The sequence below is a fragment of the Persephonella sp. genome, from assembly GCF_027023985.1.
In the GTDB taxonomy this organism is placed as follows: domain Bacteria; phylum Aquificota; class Aquificia; order Aquificales; family Hydrogenothermaceae; genus Persephonella_A.
The window spans coordinates 19602-40622 of sequence record NZ_JALVTW010000012.1; the positions used below are offsets into that span (position 1 = coordinate 19602).

The 21021-nt window shown below is 34.5% G+C and carries 24 protein-coding genes and 1 tRNA gene; 11 read left to right on the plus strand and 14 right to left on the minus strand.

Annotated elements, in window-relative coordinates; translation table 11 throughout:
* Positions 1 to 25 precede the first annotated feature (25 nt).
* Entirely contained in the window at positions 26 to 1141 is a 1116-nt protein-coding gene (ribD, locus tag MVE07_RS03395) for a bifunctional diaminohydroxyphosphoribosylaminopyrimidine deaminase/5-amino-6-(5-phosphoribosylamino)uracil reductase RibD (RefSeq protein ID WP_297453996.1), read from the plus strand.
* Here ribD and MVE07_RS03400 read toward each other — a convergent pair.
* The 3 genes from MVE07_RS03400 to MVE07_RS03410 all read right to left on the minus strand — a co-directional run bounded on the left by MVE07_RS03400 (position 1125) and on the right by MVE07_RS03410 (position 3209).
* Positions 1125 to 1574, minus strand: a complete 450-nt coding sequence (locus MVE07_RS03400; RefSeq protein WP_297453999.1) for a hypothetical protein — start codon at positions 1572 to 1574, stop codon at positions 1125 to 1127. The genes ribD and MVE07_RS03400 overlap by 17 nt on opposite strands.
* An 89-nt stretch (positions 1575 to 1663) precedes the next feature.
* Entirely contained in the window at positions 1664 to 2071 is a 408-nt protein-coding gene (locus MVE07_RS03405) for a desulfoferrodoxin family protein (protein ID WP_297454002.1), read from the minus strand.
* A gap of 79 nt (positions 2072 to 2150) precedes the next feature.
* Positions 2151 to 3209, minus strand: a complete 1059-nt coding sequence (locus MVE07_RS03410) for a 3-oxoacyl-[acyl-carrier-protein] synthase III C-terminal domain-containing protein (protein WP_297454006.1) — start codon at positions 3207 to 3209, stop codon at positions 2151 to 2153.
* A 77-nt stretch (positions 3210 to 3286) separates the two neighbouring features.
* On the opposite strand from MVE07_RS03410, the gene MVE07_RS03415 reads away from it, so the two are divergent.
* Positions 3287 to 4780 carry a leucyl aminopeptidase gene (locus MVE07_RS03415; RefSeq protein ID WP_297454009.1) on the plus strand — a complete coding sequence of 498 codons (1494 nt, stop codon included), beginning with the start codon at positions 3287 to 3289 and terminating at the stop codon, positions 4778 to 4780.
* Between the two features lie 119 nt (positions 4781 to 4899).
* On the opposite strand, the gene MVE07_RS03420 is transcribed toward MVE07_RS03415, so the two are convergent.
* Positions 4900 to 5502: an NAD(P)/FAD-dependent oxidoreductase gene (locus MVE07_RS03420; protein WP_297454012.1), complete on the minus strand. Its 603-nt coding sequence runs from the start codon at positions 5500 to 5502 to the stop codon at positions 4900 to 4902.
* 113 nt (positions 5503 to 5615) lie between these two features.
* Between MVE07_RS03420 and MVE07_RS03425 the strand changes: the two genes are divergently transcribed.
* From MVE07_RS03425 to MVE07_RS03435, 3 genes are all read left to right on the plus strand, one after another.
* Entirely contained in the window at positions 5616 to 5846 is a 231-nt protein-coding gene (locus MVE07_RS03425) for a DUF433 domain-containing protein (protein WP_297454015.1), read from the plus strand.
* The gene (locus MVE07_RS03430) at positions 5830 to 6186 is read left to right on the plus strand and encodes a DUF5615 family PIN-like protein (protein ID WP_297454017.1); all 357 of its coding nucleotides are present in this window, start codon (positions 5830 to 5832) and stop codon (positions 6184 to 6186) included. Before MVE07_RS03425 ends, MVE07_RS03430 begins: the two co-directional genes overlap by 17 nt.
* Positions 6187 to 6324: 138 nt before the next feature.
* Positions 6325 to 8073 (plus strand): ATP-dependent DNA ligase, encoded by a 1749-nt coding sequence (locus MVE07_RS03435; RefSeq protein ID WP_297454020.1) that lies wholly within the window; start codon positions 6325 to 6327, stop codon positions 8071 to 8073.
* Here MVE07_RS03435 and MVE07_RS03440 read toward each other — a convergent pair.
* The 6 genes from MVE07_RS03440 to rpsT form a co-directional block, all read right to left on the minus strand.
* Positions 8070 to 8264: a hypothetical protein gene (locus tag MVE07_RS03440; RefSeq protein ID WP_297454023.1), complete on the minus strand. Its 195-nt coding sequence runs from the start codon at positions 8262 to 8264 to the stop codon at positions 8070 to 8072. The two genes, MVE07_RS03435 and MVE07_RS03440, sit on opposite strands and share 4 nt — an antisense overlap.
* Before the next feature lie 55 nt (positions 8265 to 8319).
* Positions 8320 to 9087, minus strand: coding sequence for a TatD family hydrolase (locus tag MVE07_RS03445; protein ID WP_297454025.1), 768 nt, complete (start codon positions 9085 to 9087; stop codon positions 8320 to 8322).
* Positions 9084 to 10967: an ATP-dependent zinc metalloprotease FtsH gene (gene ftsH / locus MVE07_RS03450; protein WP_297454028.1), complete on the minus strand. Its 1884-nt coding sequence runs from the start codon at positions 10965 to 10967 to the stop codon at positions 9084 to 9086. Before ftsH ends, MVE07_RS03445 begins: the two co-directional genes overlap by 4 nt.
* 5 nt (positions 10968 to 10972) lie before the next feature.
* Positions 10973 to 12331, minus strand: coding sequence for a tRNA lysidine(34) synthetase TilS (tilS, locus tag MVE07_RS03455; protein WP_297454031.1), 1359 nt, complete (start codon positions 12329 to 12331; stop codon positions 10973 to 10975).
* 9 nt (positions 12332 to 12340) lie between these two features.
* Positions 12341 to 12417: transfer RNA gene (locus tag MVE07_RS03460), tRNA-Met, on the minus strand.
* 12 nt (positions 12418 to 12429) lie between these two features.
* Positions 12430 to 12708, minus strand: coding sequence for a 30S ribosomal protein S20 (gene rpsT / locus MVE07_RS03465; protein WP_029520715.1), 279 nt, complete (start codon positions 12706 to 12708; stop codon positions 12430 to 12432).
* Positions 12709 to 12859: 151 nt separating this feature from the next.
* Here rpsT and MVE07_RS03470 point away from each other — a divergent pair, with 151 nt between their 5' ends.
* The 6 genes from MVE07_RS03470 (at position 12860) to MVE07_RS03495 (ending at position 17506) form a co-directional block, all read left to right on the plus strand.
* Complete coding sequence (locus MVE07_RS03470) at positions 12860 to 14062, plus strand: methionine adenosyltransferase (protein WP_297454034.1); 1203 nt, start codon at positions 12860 to 12862, stop codon at positions 14060 to 14062.
* 36 nt (positions 14063 to 14098) lie between these two features.
* On the plus strand, positions 14099 to 14701 hold the full coding sequence (gene coaE / locus MVE07_RS03475) for a dephospho-CoA kinase (RefSeq protein ID WP_297454037.1): 603 nt from the start codon (positions 14099 to 14101) through the stop codon (positions 14699 to 14701).
* Entirely contained in the window at positions 14667 to 14945 is a 279-nt protein-coding gene (locus MVE07_RS03480; RefSeq protein ID WP_297454040.1) for a hypothetical protein, read from the plus strand. Before coaE ends, MVE07_RS03480 begins: the two co-directional genes overlap by 35 nt.
* Complete coding sequence (locus tag MVE07_RS03485; RefSeq protein WP_297454046.1) at positions 14917 to 15291, plus strand: cupredoxin domain-containing protein; 375 nt, start codon at positions 14917 to 14919, stop codon at positions 15289 to 15291. The genes MVE07_RS03480 and MVE07_RS03485 overlap by 29 nt, the downstream gene beginning before the upstream one ends.
* A gap of 62 nt (positions 15292 to 15353) precedes the next feature.
* Positions 15354 to 16067 carry a hypothetical protein gene (locus MVE07_RS03490; protein WP_297454049.1) on the plus strand — a complete coding sequence of 238 codons (714 nt, stop codon included), beginning with the start codon at positions 15354 to 15356 and terminating at the stop codon, positions 16065 to 16067.
* Positions 16064 to 17506, plus strand: a complete 1443-nt coding sequence (locus MVE07_RS03495; protein WP_297454052.1) for a hypothetical protein — start codon at positions 16064 to 16066, stop codon at positions 17504 to 17506. The genes MVE07_RS03490 and MVE07_RS03495 overlap by 4 nt, the downstream gene beginning before the upstream one ends.
* A gap of 32 nt (positions 17507 to 17538) precedes the next feature.
* Here the strand turns inward: MVE07_RS03495 and MVE07_RS03500 are convergent, their stop codons facing one another.
* From MVE07_RS03500 to MVE07_RS03520, 4 genes are all read right to left on the minus strand, one after another.
* Positions 17539 to 18705 (minus strand): MFS transporter, encoded by a 1167-nt coding sequence (locus MVE07_RS03500; RefSeq protein ID WP_297454055.1) that lies wholly within the window; start codon positions 18703 to 18705, stop codon positions 17539 to 17541.
* Positions 18692 to 19468 (minus strand): pseudouridine synthase, encoded by a 777-nt coding sequence (locus MVE07_RS03505; RefSeq protein WP_345781540.1) that lies wholly within the window; start codon positions 19466 to 19468, stop codon positions 18692 to 18694. Before MVE07_RS03505 ends, MVE07_RS03500 begins: the two co-directional genes overlap by 14 nt.
* 7 nt (positions 19469 to 19475) lie before the next feature.
* The gene (locus MVE07_RS03515) at positions 19476 to 19748 is read right to left on the minus strand and encodes an HU family DNA-binding protein (RefSeq protein WP_029520722.1); all 273 of its coding nucleotides are present in this window, start codon (positions 19746 to 19748) and stop codon (positions 19476 to 19478) included.
* A 149-nt stretch (positions 19749 to 19897) separates the two neighbouring features.
* The coding region (locus MVE07_RS03520) for an AAA family ATPase (RefSeq protein WP_345781539.1) at positions 19898 to 21021 on the minus strand (1124 nt) is incomplete at its 5' end.

Consider the following 21021-nt stretch of genomic DNA (forward strand, 5'->3'; position numbering starts at 1 on the left):
TAGTTCTGAATTTATACCGGTGCAAATGATGAAAAATATAGATGAAAAATTTATGAAAATGGCCCTGCAGGAAGCCAGAAAAGCAAAAGGATATACACACCCAAATCCTGCAGTGGGAGCAGTTATAGTTAAAGATGGAAAAATAATAGGCAAAGGCTATCATAAAAAAGCCGGAATGCCCCATGCAGAAAAGGAAGCTATAAAGGATGCCTTTTCAAAAGGCTTTGATATAGCCGGCTCTACAATGTATGTAACACTTGAGCCATGCTGTCATTATGGAAGAACTCCACCTTGCACAGAGGCTATAATTGATAACCGTATAAAAAGAGTCGTAGTTGCCACTTTAGACCCTAATCCTCAGGTGGCAGGTAAAGGGGTAGAGATTTTAAGAAAGCAAGGTATTCAGGTTGAAACAGGTATTTTGGAAAAAGAAGCTAGAAAATTAAATGAAGATTTTTTTATTTATATAAGAAAAAAAAGGCCTTTTGTTCATCTGAAAATAGCCCAGACCCTTGATGGAAAAATAGCAACAAAAACCGGCTCTTCTAAATGGATTACAGGGGAAAAGGCAAGAAGGTTTGCCCATAAATTAAGGAAAGAAGCGACAGCAGTCTTGGTTGGAGTCGGAACGGCTCTGGCAGATAATCCTCAATTAACTGTGCGAAACTATCCATCCAAAAAACAGCCTTTAAGGGTGCTTATTGATAAGTATCTGCAAACCCCTCTTGATTATAAAATCTTTGATAGCACTGCAAAAACTATTGTTTTTGTGGCTGAAGATATTCCTGAGGGACAATTAAAACCTTTTAAAAATAAAGAAAATATTCAGATAATAAAACTCCCTTTAAAAGAAGGTAGATTTGATATAAATGATATTTTGAAAAAGCTTTATGAACTTGAGGTTATGCATTTACTTGTTGAAGGAGGAAATTCAATAATCACAGAGTTTATAACTTCAGGAATTTATGACAAAATTTCTTTATTTGTTGCTCCTAAACTTATAGGTGAAGATGGTATATCAGCTATTGGAAAACTGGGAGTAGAAGATATAAATGAGGCATCAAAATTAAGGGTGGAAGGAATAAAAAGGCTTCCACCGGATATTTATTTTGAGCTATATCCTCTTAAAATGGAGGATTAGGTTTTACATCTTTATAAATATCTACTTCTTTTTTCATATTTTCAAGATACTGTTTTAAAGCAGTAGCTTTTTTAACCCAATTTGCTGTTAGTTTTTGTGTTCTTGGAAACTGATCTGTGATTTCATTGTATTGTGAAATTCTGTAATCTATAAAGTCAATAATAATGTCCAGAAAATCTTTCAGTTTGTCCATCTGTTTTGCATAGATAAACAGGTCTTTAAGCATCTCTTTCCTTTCTCTGATTGAAACATTTACTCCAAGAAGCATTCCCATTTTTCTAAGGTCATATCTGGATATATAAATTCCGCTTTTTGCCGGGACAGTTAAGATTTTGAGAATTTTCTGAAATTCTGTTTCTTCCTCAGCTTGCTGGAGGAATTTCATATTTGTCATATAAGGGTTTTTCATAAGGTCTTTTTCATTCATATCCATACTCTACACCTGCCTGCTGGATTTTTACTAATTGTATCATAAAACAAAAAAGCCCCTACAAAGTAGGGGCTTGGGAGGGAGTTTATTGATTAAACACCGGCAGGTGCTTCAGCTTCTTTAACTTCTACTTCAACTTCTGGTCCTTGCCAGAGGCCATGTTTTGTGCAGTAGCTCATAGCTTGAAGTCTGAGTTTGTTTTTAGTTGGAACAATGTAAAAATCTACTTCTGCTTGTGAGCATTGGTTTCCTTGAACTCCTGGAACAAATGTAGCTTGTCCAAGGAAAGTGTCTCCATCCCAGAGTTGAACCCATGCAATATAGTGGTCAAAATCATCTGGGTGACAGTATTCTTCACCAACTTTTACTTTAACTTTAAGTTTTTGTCCTTTTACAGCTTCTCCTTCAACATGAACAAATGGAGAGTGTCTGTCAATGTAGTCTCTTTTTGCTTCTTTGTCAATTTGAGAAATGTCCACATAATTGTTTATTTTTGGCATCTTTCAATACCTCCTGTTTTTTATTTTGATTTATATATTAAGCCTGATATACAAAATCTAAAATGAGAATTGTCATATCTTAGCTCCACTGATAAAGTGCAGATGCTATATAGTATCCTGCTCCAAACCCAACAATCATACCCTTCTTACCTGACTTGTTTTCTTTGTTAGAAAAGTAACTATCGAGAATGAGCAAACAACTGGGAGCACTCATATTCCCATACATATTAAACATTTTATAAGCTTCTGAAATCTGTTCTTCGGAAAGTCCAAGAATTTCAGGTTTTTTAAATTGTTCTAATATAGCCGGTCCCCCTTGGTGTATAGCCCATTCTTCAATATTTTCTACAGAAATATTTTTTTCCGATAGTAAAGGTTTTATTGCCTTTTCAGAAACAATTGGAGGAATTTCTTCTCTAAGGCTATTACTTAACATAAATACACCGTTTTCCATTTTTATTGCATTTCCAGGGGAGTAATCAACCTTAAAATCTATAAGCTCAATTAACGGAAAATTGAATTTATCTTTCATACTCTCTGGTATTAGCAGAACTCCTACTCCCCCATCTGAAAATAATAAATTTGATTTTATAGATTCTTTAAATAAAGGGTTTTTAGGGTCGTATATAAAACTGGCCACACTTGAACATTGGTCAAATGTGAAAGAGATTGCAGCTTTATTAAATTTTTTACAAAACTCAGCAGCATTTTTTAAAGAAATAACTCCAGCAGCACAACCATAATATGCAAGCTCTTCAGGGGGTATATCTGTATTAATTCCGGTTTCCATAACAAGTTGGCTCGCCAAATTCGGTAAAAAATCTTTGTTATAAGTTGTGTTATAAGCAACAGATAAAAATCCTATATTTTCAATACCAACTTCTTCTGAAAGTTCGTTTATTACCTTTTTTCCCCATTTTTTTGGATGGTCTTCTTTTCTCTTTAGCTTTATTTCTGGGATACTGTCTAAATCTATGGCTATAGGTTTTTGTTCAATATTCATATTTTTTGCAAACTTTTTAACCAGTTTTGCTACCCTTTCCCCAAATATCTCCTTTGAATAGCTTTTTTCAAGAATATAATCAAAATCATAGGATGGTGGTAAAACTTTTGTGATTTTTGCGATGTAAACTTTCATATTAATAACATCCCTCCCTGTATATCCATATTTTGTTAAAATAAAATTAAAATCAAATAAAATCAAGGAGAAGAACAATGCAATTCAAAATAACGAGCGGTCATCTAAAAAATGCCAGAACAAAAGCAGTTATTTCCTTTGTTTTTAAAGAACAAAAAAAACTCCCTGAGGAGATAGCACAGCTTGATGAAATTCTTGAAGGTGCAATATCAGCCCTCAAAAGAGAAATAAAATTTAATGGTGATTTTGGGAAAGTTCTAACAGTTCCATCACTTGGAAAAGGAAAGGCTGATTTTGTAATTCTTATCGGTGCAGGTTCCAAAAGAGATTTTGACCTTGATAAAGCAAGAAGACTTGGTGCTGCAGCTGTTAGAAAGATGAGGAATATGAAAGTAGACAAAGCGATGATTGATGCTGAAGCTCTTTCAATTAAAGATGAAGACCCTGATATAGCACAGGCAATCACAGAAGGAGTAATACTTGGAAATTACAGATTTGATAAATATATGTCCAAAAAAGATGAATTTGAACCTAAAGAGGTTCAGATTAGAGTGAAAAGAAAATATAAAAATGCTGCAGAAGAAAAGGTAAAAATAGGCAAAATACTAGCTGAAGCTCAAAACTTTACAAGAGACCTTGTAAATGAACCGGGAAATGTCATAAATCCTCAAAAACTGGCAGAAATCGCAGAAGAGCTTGCCAAAGAATATGGATTTGAGGTCAAAATATATGATGAAGATGAAATAGAAAAAATGGGAATGAATGCTTATCTGGCTGTTGCCAGAGGAAGTGCAAATCCTCCAAGATTTATTCACCTAACATACAAACCTAAAAAGGCTAAAAAAGAGATAGCCCTTGTTGGTAAAGGTTTAACATTTGATAGTGGTGGTCTTAATATAAAGCCGGGAGATTATATGAGATGGATGAAATCTGACAAGGCCGGAGCATGTGCCGTTCTGGGAATATTCAAAGCAATTGGTGAGCTTAAACCTGACGTGGCTGTTCATGGTGTTATCGCTGCAGCAGAAAATATGCCTGATGGTAAATCCTATAGGCCTGATGATATTATTGTTGCAAAAAATGGTGTAAGCATTGAGATTGGGAATACCGATGCAGAAGGAAGATTAACCCTTGCAGATGCATTGTGTTATGTATCTGAGCTTAAACCTGATGCAATTATAGATATGGCAACTCTTACCGGTGCTTGTATTGTTGCCCTTGGTGAATATACTGCAGGTGTAATGGGTAACAACCAGCGATTAATCAATCAGGTTCTTGAAACCTCTGAAAAAACTGGAGAATGGATGTGGCAACTACCATTTAACGATATGCTTAGAGAGCATATAAAAGCTCCTAATGCAGATGTTTATAACATTGGAACAACAAGATACGGTGGTGCTATAACAGCCGGATTATTCCTTGAAAAATTTGTTGATAAAAATATTCCATGGGTTCATATAGATATTGCGGGACCTGCTCATAATACAAAAGGCTGGTATTATCATCCAAAAGGAGCAACAGGATTCCCAGTTAGAACAATAACAACATTTCTTATGGAAAATTCAAAGTAAAAAATAAGGGGCTTTAATGCCCCTTGTTTATTCTTATATGGATATTATCAAATTTAAAATTTCCATAGAACACTGTATTTATTGCACATGAGGAGAAAAATATCCCCATCAAAGCTATACTAAGAACTTTCAGGAACGTCATGAACCACAACTGTTTTACCTGCCCATTCAGATAAAATATCGCATGCTACCTCTGCACCTGAACCTGAGGCTGAGGCAAACATTGTAGGAGCACCTGCCACAAGCCCTGCAACAAATAGACCTTCTTTAACCTTTCCGTCATTGTTTTTGATCATTATTTTCCCAGGTCTTGGAGATTTTCTGTGTGGGACTACTTCCACATCAAGACCTTCTATCTCAAATTTATGAAATCCTGTAGCAATAACAAGATAATCCCCTGAATATTTGTTTCCTTTATCTGTTTCAACAACAAAATTTCCCTTTTCTCCATAAGCTTTTATTACTTTTTCTTGGGATTGGGTTACGTTGTAGTATTGTTTAAGCTGCTCCCTGATTTTTTGTAGAAATTTTTTGCCTTCTATTGGTTCAACCCCCGGAACATTTCTGAGAAATGCTTTATCTAAATCAGAATATTCATCATACAAAACAAGGTATTTTTTCCCTTCAACAAAAGGAAATTTACCATTTGCAGATGCCAGAGTTAAAGCACATGTTAATCCTGCCGGACCTCCACCTATTATAATTACATCGTATTTTTCCATCTGCCACCTCCAAACTTTTTTTAAATTTTAAAGAAATTTTAAAAATATTTCCTTGCAATGTTTGATAAAAATAATAAAATTAAATCTAAAATTTGGTTAATCAGGGACTTAATATGAAATTTAAATACATTGAAAGAAATCCAGAAATTTTAGGCGGAAAACCTGTTTTCAAAGGAACAAGAATTCCAGTTTATCTAATATTAGACTTTCTTTCCGCTGGTGAAACCATAGACAATATTTTAGAAAATTACCCCCAACTCTCCAAAGAAGCAGTATTAGAGGCTATAAAATATGCTTCCGAATATGCAAGATTAGAAGAGGAACTAATTGAAGTTTCTAATTGACGAGAATATTCCACTCAAATTAGCAGAAGAAATACTCAAACAATACCCTAAATCTAAATATGTATTAGATAGTGATTTGCGAGGAAAGTCTGACAAATCATTATTTGAATTTGCCAAGAAAGAAGAATTTATCATAATTACTTTTGATACAGATTTCTTGGATATACTATCTTATCCTTTAGAAAATGGTTCTGGACGAATAGTTCTAAGATACAAAGGTTTAAAAATTAATGAAATAGAAGAAAAAACATTAAAAATCTTAAAAATTTTGGAAAACAAGAATATCAAAAATTCTATTGTGATTGTTTCCAATAACAAAATTAGAATAAAACATTTTTAAATTCAGAGGAATAATGAACATAATTCTATGTATCAGGTTATATAGGAATTTGCAAGCAAAACTTATCTAACTGAGAAGATTTGAAGATGATTTATTTAATACTTATTTTAATATTAAGATTTGTTTATGGAGGGAATTATGGAGTATTTAAGACTGGCTAAGTTTTATGACTTTCTGGAAAAGACAACAAGTCGAATAGAAATGACAAATGCCCTTGTGGAGCTTTTTAAAGAAACACCTAAAAATCTAATAGATAAAGTTGTTTACCTTTCTATAGGTAAGGTGGCACCGGAATATACAGGGCTTGATTATAACTTTAGTGAAAAATCTGCGATAAAGGCACTTTCACAGGTTTTGGGAATATCCGAGCATGATATACAGCACAAAATCATAGAAACAGGAGATTTAGGAGATGCAGGGAAAATTTTATATGAAGAAAAAGGGATAAAGCCACAGAAAAAGCTAACAGTTGAAGAGGTATATGACACCCTTAAAAAAATTGCTGAAACCACAGGTTACGGCTCCTCTAAGAAAAAGATGGAGCTTTTTATTTCTCTACTTAAAAATGCATCTCCCCTTGAGGTTAAATTTCTCCTTAGAACAATTACAGAAAGGCTCAGGCTTGGCATAGGCGATAACACAATAATGGATGCCCTTGCTATCGCATTTACAGGTAAAAAGGAAAATAGGCAGATTATAGAAAGGGCATATAATCTAACATCTGACCTTGGTTATGTGGCTTCAATTTTAGTTAAGGAAGGACTTGAAGGTGTAAAAAATATCAAAATACAGATAGGAAGACCTATTAGGCCTATGCTTGCCGAAAGGATGGCCATTCCATCCTTTATTCTTCAAAAATTAGGAGGAAAAGCAGGAGCCGAATATAAATATGATGGAGAAAGAATTCAGGTTCACAGAAAAGGGGATGAGTTTCATTTGTTCTCAAGAAGACTTGAAAATATAACCCATCAATTTCCTGATCTTATTGAGTTTTTGAAAGAGGCAACACCTGAAGAGTATATACTTGAATTAGAAGCAGTTGTTATAGACCCATCGTCAGGTGCTATCAGACCGTTTCAGGATTTAATGAACAGGAGGGTAAAGTATGTAACCCGATTTCATATAATGATGTATCCGATAGCCGGATTTTTGTTTGATATTATGTATTTAAACGGAGAAGACCTTACCCTTAAACCTTATCCTGAAAGAAGGAAAATTCTTGAAGAGGTGATTAAAACCACAGACCGTATAAATCTGGCCACCAGAAAGATTGTTGATAATGTTGATGACTTAGAAAGCTTTTTCCTTGAGGCTATTGAAAATGGTTGTGAAGGTCTTGTGTGCAAATCCTTACAGCCTGATTCAATTTATCAGGCAGGGAAAAGAGGTTTCCTCTGGATTAAGTATAAAAGGGACTATAAATCCCATCTTGCAGATACATTAGACCTTGTTGTTGTAGGGGCATTTTATGGAAAAGGTCAGAGGGCAGGTAAATTCGGTTCTCTGCTTATGGCCTGTTATGACCCTGAAACTGACCAGTTTAAAACAGTATGTAAAGTTGGAACAGGTTTTACGGAGGATGATTTTAATAAATTAGAAGAACTCCTTGCACCTCATCAGATAGACCATAAACATCCACGGGTAAACTCAATTCTTACAGCTGATATATGGTATGAGCCTTATCTCGTCCTTGAGATAACAGGAGCTGAGCTTACTTTGTCTCCGGTTCATACTTGCGGCTGGGATAAAATAAAACTGAATAGAGGACTGGGTCTTAGATTTCCAAGATTTACAGGTAGATACAGATTTGATAAAAGACCTGAAGATGCGACAACAGAAGCAGAGATTATAGAGATGTATAAAAATCAGATTCAGATAAGGGTTTAACTTTCAAGGGAAACAAGAAAGGAAATACCAAATACTATAAGACCTATTATGATATAGGAGATAGCACTCCAGATGAGTGATGTTTCAATAATTTGGCTCCAGTTTGCATCTCCCTCATCTGTAGCCAATTTATACTGGACTCCCATAATAATCAAGAAAATTAAAACCATAACTAAAATAATATAAAGCATTCTGTTTAACCCCTTAGTTTTAAAGATACAGATAAATTTTCAGTTAACAAGGGGATTAGTGAATAGGTAGTTTTATCTTTTTGAATAATTTTTGGGCATTCTGGTCTGTTATTTTTTCAAGTTCTTCTTTATCAATATTCAGAAAGTTAGCTACAAATTCCAGAGTATAAAAAATATTTGAAGGTTTGTTAGGTTTTCCTCTTTTTTTCTGAGGTGATAAGAATGGACTATCTGTTTCAAGGAGTAATCTATCAAGGGGCGTTCTTTTTAAAACTTCTCTAAGGTTATCTGCCTTTGGATATGTAATATTTCCTGCAAAGGAAATATAAAAGCCCATATCCACGCATTTTTCCATCATTGGAATGTCTCCACCGAAACAGTGGATAATTCCGGAAGCAGGATATGGGGCATTTTCTTGCAGAATTTTTACGGTGTCTTCATTGGCACTCCTAGAATGAACTATCAATGGTAGATTTAACTCTTTCGCCAGTGCTATCTGTTTTTCAAAAAATTCCCATTGTAAATTCCTTGGAGTTATGTCCCTGTAATAATCAAGACCTGCTTCACCGATGGCAACTACTTTTTCATTTTCCAATGCTAGCTTTTTAAGCTGCTTTATATCTTCATCAGTAAGACCTTTTATATCATAAGGATGATAACCTATAGAAGCATAAACATTGTCGTATTTATTAGCTATATCAACTGCCTTATATATTTCTTCTTTATCACAGCCTATAGTAATAATACAGTCAAGGCTGTTAACACTTTCTATCAGGTCTTCTTCTGTTTTAAGCATATCCAGATGGGCATGGGTATCTATCATTCTATCGCTCCTGCAGGTGCTTCTGGTGCTGAACTATCAGATATAACCTCAACTATGGATTTTCTGCATTTGTTTACAATTGGAACTCCATATTCCTCAAGTATAGCAACCATCTCATCACAGGATATTGTTTCTTTATCAAGAAGAAGTTCAACTACTGCAGTTATGGCATCTTTGTAGCTTTCTACTATTTCTTTTGTTCTTTGATATGCCTGTCTTAAGAGTTTATTTACTTCTTCATCTATTTTTCTTGCTGTAGCTTCACTTATTTCTGGACCCTGTTGTGGCATAAATGGATTATTTCTTGCTGTGCTTACATGAATTGGTCCCAATTCATCTGTCATACCCCATGAAGCGACAATTCTGTATGCAAGCTCTGTTGCTCTCATAAGGTCATTTTCCGCTCCTGTTGTTATACCATCTTTTCCGTAGAATACCTCTTCAGCAGCTCTACCTCCAAATAGCTGATGAAGTCTTGCCATAAGGTCTTTTTTAGAATAGATATGTCTATCTTCTTCTGGCAGGTTTACAGTTACTCCAAGCGCCATTCCCCTTGGGATTATAGAAACTTTATGCAGTGGGTCAGCCTCTTTGAACATTAAGCTAACTATAGCATGACCTACTTCGTGATAGGCTATTTTTTCTTTTTCGTCTGGGGTAATTGCCATTCCTTTTCTTTCAAGACCCATCATTATTCTGTCCATTGCTTCTTCAAATTCTTTCATACCAACCTTTTCTTTTCTCTTTCTGGCAGCAAGCAGTGCAGCTTCGTTGACTATGTTTGCAAGGTCAGCTCCAGAAAACCCCGGTGTTCCTCTGGCAATAACCATTAAGTCCACATCATCATCAAGGGGTATATTTTTCTTTTTAACATGAACTTTTAATATCTCATATCTACCTTTTACATCAGGTTTTGGAACAGATATCTGTCTGTCAAATCTGCCTGGTCTGAGAAGTGCAGGGTCAAGAATATCAGGTCTGTTTGTTGCAGCAATTACGATAATTCCTTCCCCAGAATCAAAACCATCAAGTTCAACAAGAAGCTGGTTTAGTGTTTGTTCCCTTTCATCATGTCCACCACCAAATCCAACACCGCTTCTTGCTCTACCTACAGCATCAATTTCGTCTATGAAAACAAGACATGGTGCGTGTTTTTTTGCAGTTTCAAACAGGTCTCTAACTCTTGCAGCACCTACACCGACGAACATCTCAACAAAGTCTGAACCTGATATAGAGATAAATGGAACGCTTGCTTCTCCTGCAATAGCTTTTGCCAGAAGTGTTTTACCAACCCCTGGGTCTCCATACAGGAGAATACCTTTTGGAGCTCTACCACCTAATTTTTGAAATCTTTGTGGGTCTTTCAGATAATCTATAATCTCTTTTACTTCCTCTTTAACTTCATCCATTCCGGCAACATCATCAAGCTTAACGTTTGGTTTTTCTTCCAGATATACCTTTGCCTTTGATTTTGCAAATGAAAAAGCTCTATTTGAACCTCCTGACATCTGCCTCATCATAAATATCCATAAACCTATAAACAGCAATATAGGAAGCCATGAAATCAGGAGTGTGGTAAGCCATCCAGATTTCTCTGCAGGAACAACATCAACTTTTACGCCGTTTTCCTGAAGTATATCGTATATTTTGCTATATCCTTCTGGAATTACAGTCTCAACCTTTTTACCATCTTTTGTGATAGCTATTATTTCCTCTCCTTTTACCGTGGCTTTCTCTACTTTGCCATCATTTACCATCTCAACAAATTCGGTAAAAGGCACTTTATTATCTATAATTTGTCTTGAACCTATCAGGTTAAATGCAAATATCATTAAAGCTCCTATAAGGAACCATATTAATATGCTTCTTGAGAATTGCACCTTTTTCAAACCTCCTCTATTTCAAAGCAAATTTTTTTTCCTTTATCAGTTTTTATTGGGTAATAACCTGACCTTTTCAGGCCTACTACCCATAATATATTATTCCTGAATTCCAAAATTGGTATGCTATCTCTCATGTGCTTTGGCACTTTTAAATCTATTAAAATATCTTTCAGTTTCTTTTCTGTTTTTCTACCAAAAGGTAAAAATCTATCTCCTTCTTTTCTACTTCTAATTATAAAGTATTCCTCTGGGTTGAAATCATCTATTTCAAAACAGGCTATTCTTTTCTCATCTTTGAGTTTTTCCATATCCACCTTATCTGCAAAATAACTTTTTAATTTAATACCTGCCTCTTTGATAAATAATTCTTCACCAACTTTGATTCTATATTCAAATCTTACTTGTTTGCCTTTTTCTTTTATAAATAACCTGTCGTAAGTTTTGATAAGGACAAATATCTCTCCTATGTCAAAGCTTTTTTCACCTTCTTTGTGAAGCAGTTCCATAATCTTAAGCACCTGTGAGTAAGATAGGTAAATTCCTGTATTTTTATACACCCAATTTATCAAAACCCTGTAAATAATAGCTTCAGGCAAGTTTAAAAGCTGAGATAATTGTATGCTTGTATTAGGAAATTTTTGTGAAATTTCTGTGGCATAGCTATCCAGAAAATCATCATCATATTGTAAAAGGAATGATTCAGTTAGCATAGATTTTTCCAGTGAAGGATTTATCTGCTTCAACAGAGGAATTACATGAATTCTGAGCTTATTCCTGAGGTAATCTGTCTCAAAATTACTTTCATCAATTCTGTATTCAATAAAGTTTTTATGGGCATACTGGAGCAGTTCATCTTTTGTTATAGTGTAAAGAGGCCTGATTATTTCTCTTTCTTTAGGTTTAAAACCTTTGATTCCTTTTCTGTTCCCCTGAATAAACCATAGTAGCATGGTTTCAATCAGGTCTGAAAGATGATGTCCTGTTGCTATTTTATTAAATCCTTTTTCTTTAAGGATTTCTCTGAAGAATTTGTATCTCTCTTTCCTTGCTATCTCTTCTATTGAAGCTTTTTCTTCTTTTGCCAGTTTTTTTATATCTACTTTTTTAACAAAAACATCTAGATTGTTTTTCCGTGCAAAATCAACAGCAAACTCTTCGTCAAGGTCTGAGCTTTCTCCACGAAGCATGTGGTTAAAATGTGCAATGGCAATTTGGGAAATATGAAAATACTCTTTGAATTTTAAAAGAAGAGTTGTTAAGGTGACAGAATCTACACCTGAAGAAAAGGCAATAAGAATTTTATCTTCCGGTTCAATAAGTTTAAACTTTTTGACAGTTTCTAAAAATTTTTTTTCAACCACAGTTTTAAATGGTGGCGGTGGCAGGACTCGAACCTGCGACTCCGCGGATATGAGCCGCGTGCTCTAACCAGCTGAGCTACACCGCCACTGTTATATTATCAGGCTGATAATGCCTGTTTTGCTGCGTTGATTTTCCTTGCTACTCTTGAAACTCTTCTTGCAGCTTCATTTTTGTGAATAGCACCTTTAGCAGCTGCTCTGTAAGCAAGTTTTTGTGCAAGTGGAAGCAGTTTTTCTGCAGTTTCTATATCTTTGTTTTTCAGAGCTTCATTAATTCTTTTAATAGCAGTTTTCATTCTGGATATGTGGTATCTGTTTAACTGTCTTCTTTTTTCTGCCTGTCTTATTCTCTTCCTTGCGGAGCGTGTATGAGCCATTTAAACCTCCTGTTAGTCTTTTAAGGACTTAATAATTTATAATAACCATACTGAAAAATCAAGATATGTATTATATATGATAATCTGCATATTGTAAACCTGCTGGAATTATATTATTCTAATGTTTTCAATAATTAATGGAGGTAAGAAATTGGCAAATATTGCTATCGGAACCCTTGATTTTCCAAAAGTATCTGAACAACCAGTAGAAATCGTAGAAAGAAAAGGAACCGGACACCCTGATACTATATGTGATGCCCTTGGTGAAGAGTTATCAATTGCTCTATCAGAGCTTTACAGAAAAGAATGTGGAGCTATAATGCACCATAACGTTGATAAGGCTCTTCTTATTGGTGGAATTGCTGACCCAAGATTTGGCGGTGGTTCAATAATTTCTCCTATTGAGATATATCTTACAGGTAGAGCAATTAATGAAATAAATGGAAAAAGATTACCGGTTGAAGAATTAGCTATAGAAACAGCACATAAATGGCTTAAAGAAAATATTCCAAATCTTGATGTTACAAAACATGTGATTATCCACCCAAAACTTAAACCGGGAAGTAAAGACCTTGTTGAACTTTTTGAAAGATTTCAGCTTAAAGGTGAAGTTCCTCTGGCAAATGATACATCTTTTGGTGTAGGACATGCACCATTTGATGATATAGAAACAATTGTTTATGAAGTAGAAAGAGCTTTAAACAGCAAAGAATTCAAAAAAGACAATCCATACCTTGGAGAAGATATTAAGGTAATGGGTGTTAGAAACGGCGATAAAATAAGAATTACAATTGCTGCAGCATTTGTTGATAAATATGTAAAAGATGTAAAAGATTACCTTGAGAAAAAAGAGATAGTCTCAAATCACGCATACTCTATTGCCCAAAATCTAACTGACAGGCATGTGGATATATTTGTAAACACAGCAGACGACCCTGAAAATGAATCAGTTTATATAACCGTAACAGGAACATCTGCTGAGGCCGGAGATGATGGACAGATAGGAAGAGGTAACAGGGTAAATGGTCTTATTACTCCATATAGACCTATGAGTCTTGAGGCTGCTGCAGGTAAAAACCCTGTTTCCCATATCGGTAAAATCTACAACACAGCAGCAACAGATATGGCTGAGAGAATAGTTTCTGAAATAGAGGAAGTTGAAGAGGTTTATGTATATCTGGTTAGCCAGATTGGAAAACCTATCACTGAGCCACAGGTATGTGATGTTAAATTAAGAGTTAACGGAGATATTAGCAAAATAAAAGACAAAGTCAGAAAGATAGCTGAGGAAGAAATAAATAATCTGCCAAACACATGGCAAAAATTCCTTGAAAGGAAGTTCAGACTCTATTAATAACAGGGGGAGTTTTTCTCCCCTTCTATATAAATCATGCTGAAAGTAGGACTCACAGGCTCAATCGGAACAGGAAAATCCACCGTTGCATCAATTTTTAAAGAACTGGGAGCTTATGTAATAGATGCAGATGAAGTTGTCCATAAACTTTTGAAAAGAAAGGATATAAAAGAAAAAATCAGAAAAGAGTTCGGAGATGTTTTTACTCCCGAAGGTGAGATAGATAGAAAAAAACTTGCCTCAATAGTTTTTAATAATCCAGAAAAAAAGAAAAAGTTAGAGCAGATACTCCATCCTGAAGTTTTCAAAGAGATAGAAAAATTTTTCAAACAAGTTGAAGAAAAAGACTCTAACGCAGTTGCCATCGCAGATGTTCCTCTCATGATAGAAACAGGCAGCTATAAAAATTATTATCCTGTGATTGTTGTTTATGCTCCCCCTGAAGTCCAATTGGAGCGACTTATTAAACGGGGGATGGACAAAGAAGATGCCCTTAAAAGAATAAAATCCCAGATGCCTATTGAAGAAAAGATAAAATATGCTGATATTGTGATAGACAACACAGGAAGTTTACAGGATTTAAGAAAAAAAGTAGAGGAAGTTTATGAAAAACTTAAAAAGATGGCTGCTGATAATTAATTTTTTATTTTTTGCCGGTGCCGTAGCCCAGCCTACAATAAATTCAGATGTCAGGCTGGAAATATTTTCCCAGATAAAGATATATCAGGCCAAGCTAAAAAATTTGAAAGATATGTATAAACAGACAAAAGATGAAGATGAGAAAAAGCTGATAAAACAGCATATAAAACTAATTCAGGAGAAAATAAAGAAGTTAGAGGAAAAGCTAAAGCAATATGAAAAAGCTACTTCTATTACTGGTTAGTTTATTTTTTATATTTTCCTGCACAAAAACAGAAGAAAAACCTGATATAGTCATTGAAATAAAAGTTTCAAAAGATGGTTATTCCCCTTCTGAAATCACTGTTCCCAGAGGAAAAGTCGTTCTATTCCGTATTACAGCCCTTGATGATGGTATTCCTGCAGGATACGGCCAGAGCTTTGGTCATTGTTTTTATATCTTGCCTCCTTATGATGTGATGGTAAGGAATATTCGTAAGGGGCAGACGAAAGAAGTAAAAGTAAAAATGATTTATCCAGGGGATTTCATATTTACCTGTCCTTATTGTTCAGGTGTTTTCCCAACCAATGGCAAACTTCACGTGAAATAATATTGCCTTCTTATCAATAATAGATATATTTTTATTACTTATTGTTTTGAGGGAGGGGACAAATGGGGAAATATATCTTTCTGCTTTTTATATCAATTCAATTTTTGTTTTTCTCTTGTCAGGATAATTCAAACTCTAAAAGTTCCCAAATTAACGGTAAATTACCAAAACTTGATACCAGCACAAGTTTAAGGGGAAAAGAAGTGGATGGTGTTCGTGAAGATGTTCTGAAAGAAATTGAAAGAAAGTTCAAAGAAAAGTATAAAGACAAACCAGGCATTTATAGGGCGTTGATATTATCAGCATGGGAGTCACAAAGAATATTTGATATTGACCCTACTGATAGAAATCAGGCGAAACATGTTGCCAAATTAATTGAGATAGCTTCGGAGTGTGTTTTTCAATCTTATGATGACTATATGATTCCGTATTTGGAGAAAAAATATGGAGTTAAGTTTCCACGAGTTCTTAATGAAGATCATAAAGCTGAACTTGAATATGATAAAGGGATAGATGAAATATATGATGCTAATCGTTATATAGAATCAATAACATTTAATACATACGAAAGAGCAAAGTTTTACGATAAGTTTAATCAGTCACTATCAGGAACAGTAAGTTCAGATATAGATGATAGATTAAATAGAGCCGGAATAGGTGCATGTGAATTCATGGAGAGAATCAAAAAAGAATGGGAAAAAACTGGAAACATCACAAAAATAGACTTTTATCAACTCCTTGAACAAGTGAAAAAAGAAAGGGAGGGGCAAAAATGAGAAAGATAATTTTTCCTATATTTTTTATGCTGTTTGCCTTGATACCTATAAAAACTTATGCTAATACCTCATATCCATGGTGCACCGATAGAAAAGTTGTGGTTGCTCATGTGAATGGTATGTTAGTACCTTATGAAAGTGCATTCGATAATTTACGTGCATTAAGAAACAAAATACTAAGAAAAGAGACAGAGAAACTAAAAGACTTTTTCCTGAAAAACTATTTTTCAGGATATGACTTGAAATTGTTGTATAACTATCATCACTCTGTAGTTAGAGACTCAGTAGAAGCTTATATCCAGCTTACACAGGAAGCCGGAATGACCTATGAAGAAGCCAGAAAAACTTTATTTTTGTGGTATATGATAATATCGGGAGCAGCAACGAATACTTTAAATGGTTCACCTATAGCTAAAACTATTGCAGAACTTATTAGAACCTGGATGGCATCAAAACTCGCAGATATATACCAGAGCCAACCTGATTTATTAACCCAAAACTATGAGGAACACAAACAAAAAATTCAAGGATGGCTAAACAAAGGATATCCAATAATTTTTGTATCACATTCACAGGGAAATTTTTTTGTTAATGCATATAGCGATAAAGGATGGCTAAAACCTACAGATAACAGTGCTCCTCCAGCAGTAATAAGAGTAATTCATCTTGCAACACCAGCTACCAAAACAGCTTTAGGAGACAACAGGTCTCCTTATTACACCGCAGTAGAAGATAAAGTAATAGCAAAATTCGTCAATTTTGCAGCGAAAAGTGGTTTAGGTATTAATATTTTACAACCTAATGTTCAACTTGGATGTAATGATTGTAGTTCGGAATTAGGCGATTGGCTTGTTCATAGTTTCACCAAAGTATATTTAAATCAGAATTATCCAGCAGGTAACTCATTTTTACAAATAGTAAAAAGCAACATAGAAACATTTACTAAAGAAGCTATAAATGAGTGGTATACAAATATTATAGGAGCACCATCAGGAGACCCATTCTACGAATTTAACAAACTGGCTCTAAATGACCAGTGTCCTATATGTGGCATAGACCCAAGAGCTATAGGAGGTAGACAGATAGACCCACCACGTTTTGAGAAATTAACCTGCGGTTCTACTATAGGAGCAGGTGGACATTATCAGGTAACTACACTAATTGTAGATGTCTCAGAACTACCTAAAAATACAACATTACATAGCATATTTGAGCCTTATTATATTCCAGATTCAATATGTATAAGCCACCCACCAGGTGTAGAACAGGTAAAAGAGATTAAAATCGGAAGAAATGCAGGAACTCCAAATCTACCTCTAAATTCTTATTTTAAAGTTAATACTTACAGAGAGATGAACCCATTAACAAGTAAGGTTATAGTAATAATAGTAGGAGAAGACCCTGATACAGCATGGAATTTCTCCTTGTCCTGTAATTAATCTGGGAAGCCCTCGGAAGAGGGCTTTCTTTTTTAGGATACTAAAATTGAAAAATGCCTTTTTAAAAAATAAAAATAAACAATTAAGCCAATCAAAGGAAATAGTCCAATAACTCCGGCAGCTACTCTGTAAGAAAAAATTGTTTCACCAAGAATATAGGTTATAACTCCCCATGTTAAAGGAGACAAAACACTGGCCATTCTCTCAGAAATTGACATAAAAGCAAATCTTGTTGTGAGTTCTTCCTCTGGAGAAATCCTGATAAGAACAACCCTTAAAGTCGTCCACAATGTAGAAATCATAATTCCGAACCATGCAGCAGTTATATAAATAAACCAGCTATTAGAAAAATAAAGCATTGCAATTCCCAATATCCAGCCTGAAAAAACAAAAATTAAAAATTTCTCAGGTTTAATCTTTTTCATAACATATCCGGAAACAGGAGCAGAAATTACAGCAAAAATAGCAGCAAAAGCAATCGTATAAATAACCTTATCTTGTGAAAATCCGAAAACCTTTTTTAAGTAAATTGACATAAATACAATCAAACCGTGTGCCGCATCAGTTAAGAGCAAAATAGAAATCAAAAATATTAAAAATCCTCTTTCTGTAAAAATACCTTTTAGATGAATTTTCTGAGGCTTATTCCTTTTCGTTTTCAAAAAAATAACTGAAGGCAGAGCAAATGTCGCAAAAATAATAGCTGTAATTAAAAAACTTTGCTGGGGATTTTCAGATAAAAAATTTGTTATAAGCAGACCTACAATAGCTCCTATATAGCCTATACCCACTCCAATTCCAGAAACAACACTGATTAAAGAGTTATCAGACACATCAAATAATAAGGAATTATAAAACACAAGACTTTGCTGGTATATCAGATTAAGGAAGAAAAAAAGAATAAGGGCATTCCATAATGAACCCGTAAAATAAAAAGCCGGCAGCAAGATAATTATCAAGACCACAAAAATTTTAAACAGCTTATCTTTTATACCCTTTTCATCTGCTATTTTTCCCAGAAAAATTCCGGCAATTATTGAAACGAATATGGAAATTGCATAGGTAAATGAGTAATGATAAGAACTTCCCCCAAGGGAAGAAACTATCCATAAAGGAAAGAAGACCGAAATAATATTAGCTGAAAAGATTGTTTCTGCAAAATCAAAAAGAGCCCAGGATAGAACTCTAATCTTGCTCAAGATTAACAAGCCTTTTTAGATTTTTAATTTCTTCAGGGGTTAGTTCCCTAAATTCTCCTTCTTTTAAGTGGGGGTCAAGTTTCAGATTTCCTATTCTAACCCTTTTAAGATACAAAACAGGATGACCGAGGGCTTCCATTATTCTTTTTACTATATGGTATTTACCTTCTTTTACTGTAATGAGTATCTCGGATTTTTCAGGGCTTGTAGAAATAACTTTCACCTTGAATGGTTTTGTCTGGTAGTCTTTCAGTTTTATTCCTGATTTTTCATATTTTGAAAAATCAATGTCCGATACATCACCTTTAACAACGGCGTAGTATTCCTTTTCAATTTCCCATTTGGGATGGGCAAGCCTGTGCCCAAGCTGGCCATCATCAGTGATTATAAGCAGACCTTCAGTGTCTATATCAAGCCTGCCTATAGGAAATAGTCTTTTATAAACAGGAACTTCCTCAAAAAATTCCATTACCGTAGGATAGTCTTTGTCTTCAGTAGCAGTAATATATCCGGAAGGTTTATTGAACATAAAGTAATAATGCTTTTGATATGTTACCGGTTCTTCATCCACATAGACGATATCTTTTTCAGGATTGATATGAGCAGCCGGATTATTGATGATTGTATCGTTAACTCTAACCCGCTTTTGTTTAATTAATTTTTTGACTTCCTTACGACTGCCAAAGCCTAAGTTTGAAAGAAATTTGTCTAATCTAATTTTGCTTACCTTTTTAAAACAGGGGGAATAGCTCCCCCTATTTATTAAAGTCTTACTTTACTCTTTCTTTGAGAGACTTAGCTGGGTGGAAAGTAACAACTTTTCTTGCAGGAATTTTAATTACTTCGCCAGTTCTTGGGTTTCTTCCTTTTCTTGCTTTTCTTTCTTTTACATTGAATACACCAAGTCCTGGAAGAGCAACTCTTTCACCCTTTTCGAGAGCTTCTGTGAGAGCTGCAACGAACGCATTAACACATCTTTCAGCAGCAGCTTTTGTTGTCCCCGCCTGAGCTGCTACCTTTGCTACTAATTCTGCTTTTGTCATATCTGACCCTCCTTAAAAAAGATTTTTCTTCCCCAAAATTTACCTTTAAATTTTTCGGGGTAAATACTTAACACTTTAAATTTATATTAAGTATTTTCAGGGTGTCAAGTGTTTTGTTATTTATTTTCAATAATTAGATGCCATTTCGTTTATCCAATTGGTTTTACAGTTCCTCGCTCGACATAGTAAATACTATCTGCGGCGTCTTCCACTTCTGTATCATGGGTTACAATAATAAGCTGTCTTACAAATTTCCTTTCCTTCAAATTAATCAGGATATTTATAAGTTCATTTCTCCTTTGCTGGTCTAAATGAACTGTAGGTTCATCTAAGATTAAAAATTCTGCTTTGTTTGATAAAAATTTTCCTATGGCAAGCCTGAGGGCAAGACCAAGGGCTACCCTTTGCCCTCCACTGATTGCCGAGGCTGATACATATCTGTCTGTTTTTTCAACTGTAGGTGCAAGAAGGGATATATCAAAATTTTCGGAAAATTTAACCTGCTGGAATGGAAAATCAAAAGCAGAAAAGATTATATTTGTTATTCTGGGTAATTCATACAAAGCATTATCTCTGATTATTTTTTGTATTCCTCTGGGGCCCAGAGCTTCTTCTACTTTTTTGTATTTTTTGATTTTTTCTTCTATTTTTTGTGCCGTTTCAATGGCTTCTTTTGTTTTTGTGATTTCTTTTTGGAGTGTTTCATACTGACCGGTTGTTTTTCCTAATTCCTGCTGTATCTGGCTTAGTTGGTCGTTTTTCTCTTTTAGCTGTTGTTGTAGCTGATTGTTTTTTTCTTTTAACTCTTTTAGCTGCTGGTCTATTTTTTCTTGATTAACAAGCATTGGTTTAAGTTCTTCTATTTTTTGAGTGTTTTCCTTGATTGTTTTTTTTAGGTTCTCTATTTCCTGTGATATTTTTTCCTTTTCTTCCACAAGGGATAGTATTTGAATATATTCTTTTTCTGCTTTTTTTAGTTTTTCTATTTCCTGTTTTATCTGGTTTTGGTCTGTGATTTTTATTTTCTGGATAAGTTTTTGTATATCATTTTTTATAGTTTCAAGTTGTTTTTTTAGGTTATCCACATCTGTATTTTTCAGGTATCTGGAGAGTTCCACAAAGGTGTGATATATGTTTTTATTTTCTGTCAGGAATTTTTCTAATTCTTGTTTTTCTTTTTCTATATCTGCTGCTGCTTTTAACTGTGAGTTTAAGACAGATATTCTTGCTTTAAGGTCTGTTTTTTCCTTTTCCAGTTCAGAGTATTTATCAA

Coding starts and splice junctions, on each gene's coding strand:
- ribD (WP_297453996.1), top strand. CDS start 26: ATGATGAAAAATATAGATGAAAAATTTATGAAAATGGCCCTGCAGGAA.
- MVE07_RS03400 (WP_297453999.1), bottom strand. CDS start 1,574: ATGGATATGAATGAAAAAGACCTTATGAAAAACCCTTATATGACAAAT.
- MVE07_RS03405 (WP_297454002.1), bottom strand. CDS start 2,071: ATGCCAAAAATAAACAATTATGTGGACATTTCTCAAATTGACAAAGAA.
- MVE07_RS03410 (WP_297454006.1), bottom strand. CDS start 3,209: ATGAAAGTTTACATCGCAAAAATCACAAAAGTTTTACCACCATCCTAT.
- MVE07_RS03415 (WP_297454009.1), top strand. CDS start 3,287: ATGCAATTCAAAATAACGAGCGGTCATCTAAAAAATGCCAGAACAAAA.
- MVE07_RS03420 (WP_297454012.1), bottom strand. CDS start 5,502: ATGGAAAAATACGATGTAATTATAATAGGTGGAGGTCCGGCAGGATTA.
- MVE07_RS03425 (WP_297454015.1), top strand. CDS start 5,616: ATGAAATTTAAATACATTGAAAGAAATCCAGAAATTTTAGGCGGAAAA.
- MVE07_RS03435 (WP_297454020.1), top strand. CDS start 6,325: ATGGAGTATTTAAGACTGGCTAAGTTTTATGACTTTCTGGAAAAGACA.
- MVE07_RS03440 (WP_297454023.1), bottom strand. CDS start 8,264: ATGCTTTATATTATTTTAGTTATGGTTTTAATTTTCTTGATTATTATG.
- MVE07_RS03445 (WP_297454025.1), bottom strand. CDS start 9,087: ATGATAGATACCCATGCCCATCTGGATATGCTTAAAACAGAAGAAGAC.
- rpsT (WP_029520715.1), bottom strand. CDS start 12,708: ATGGCTCATACACGCTCCGCAAGGAAGAGAATAAGACAGGCAGAAAAA.
- coaE (WP_297454037.1), top strand. CDS start 14,099: ATGCTGAAAGTAGGACTCACAGGCTCAATCGGAACAGGAAAATCCACC.
- MVE07_RS03480 (WP_297454040.1), top strand. CDS start 14,667: ATGAAAAACTTAAAAAGATGGCTGCTGATAATTAATTTTTTATTTTTT.
- MVE07_RS03485 (WP_297454046.1), top strand. CDS start 14,917: ATGAAAAAGCTACTTCTATTACTGGTTAGTTTATTTTTTATATTTTCC.
- MVE07_RS03490 (WP_297454049.1), top strand. CDS start 15,354: ATGGGGAAATATATCTTTCTGCTTTTTATATCAATTCAATTTTTGTTT.
- MVE07_RS03495 (WP_297454052.1), top strand. CDS start 16,064: ATGAGAAAGATAATTTTTCCTATATTTTTTATGCTGTTTGCCTTGATA.
- MVE07_RS03515 (WP_029520722.1), bottom strand. CDS start 19,748: ATGACAAAAGCAGAATTAGTAGCAAAGGTAGCAGCTCAGGCGGGGACA.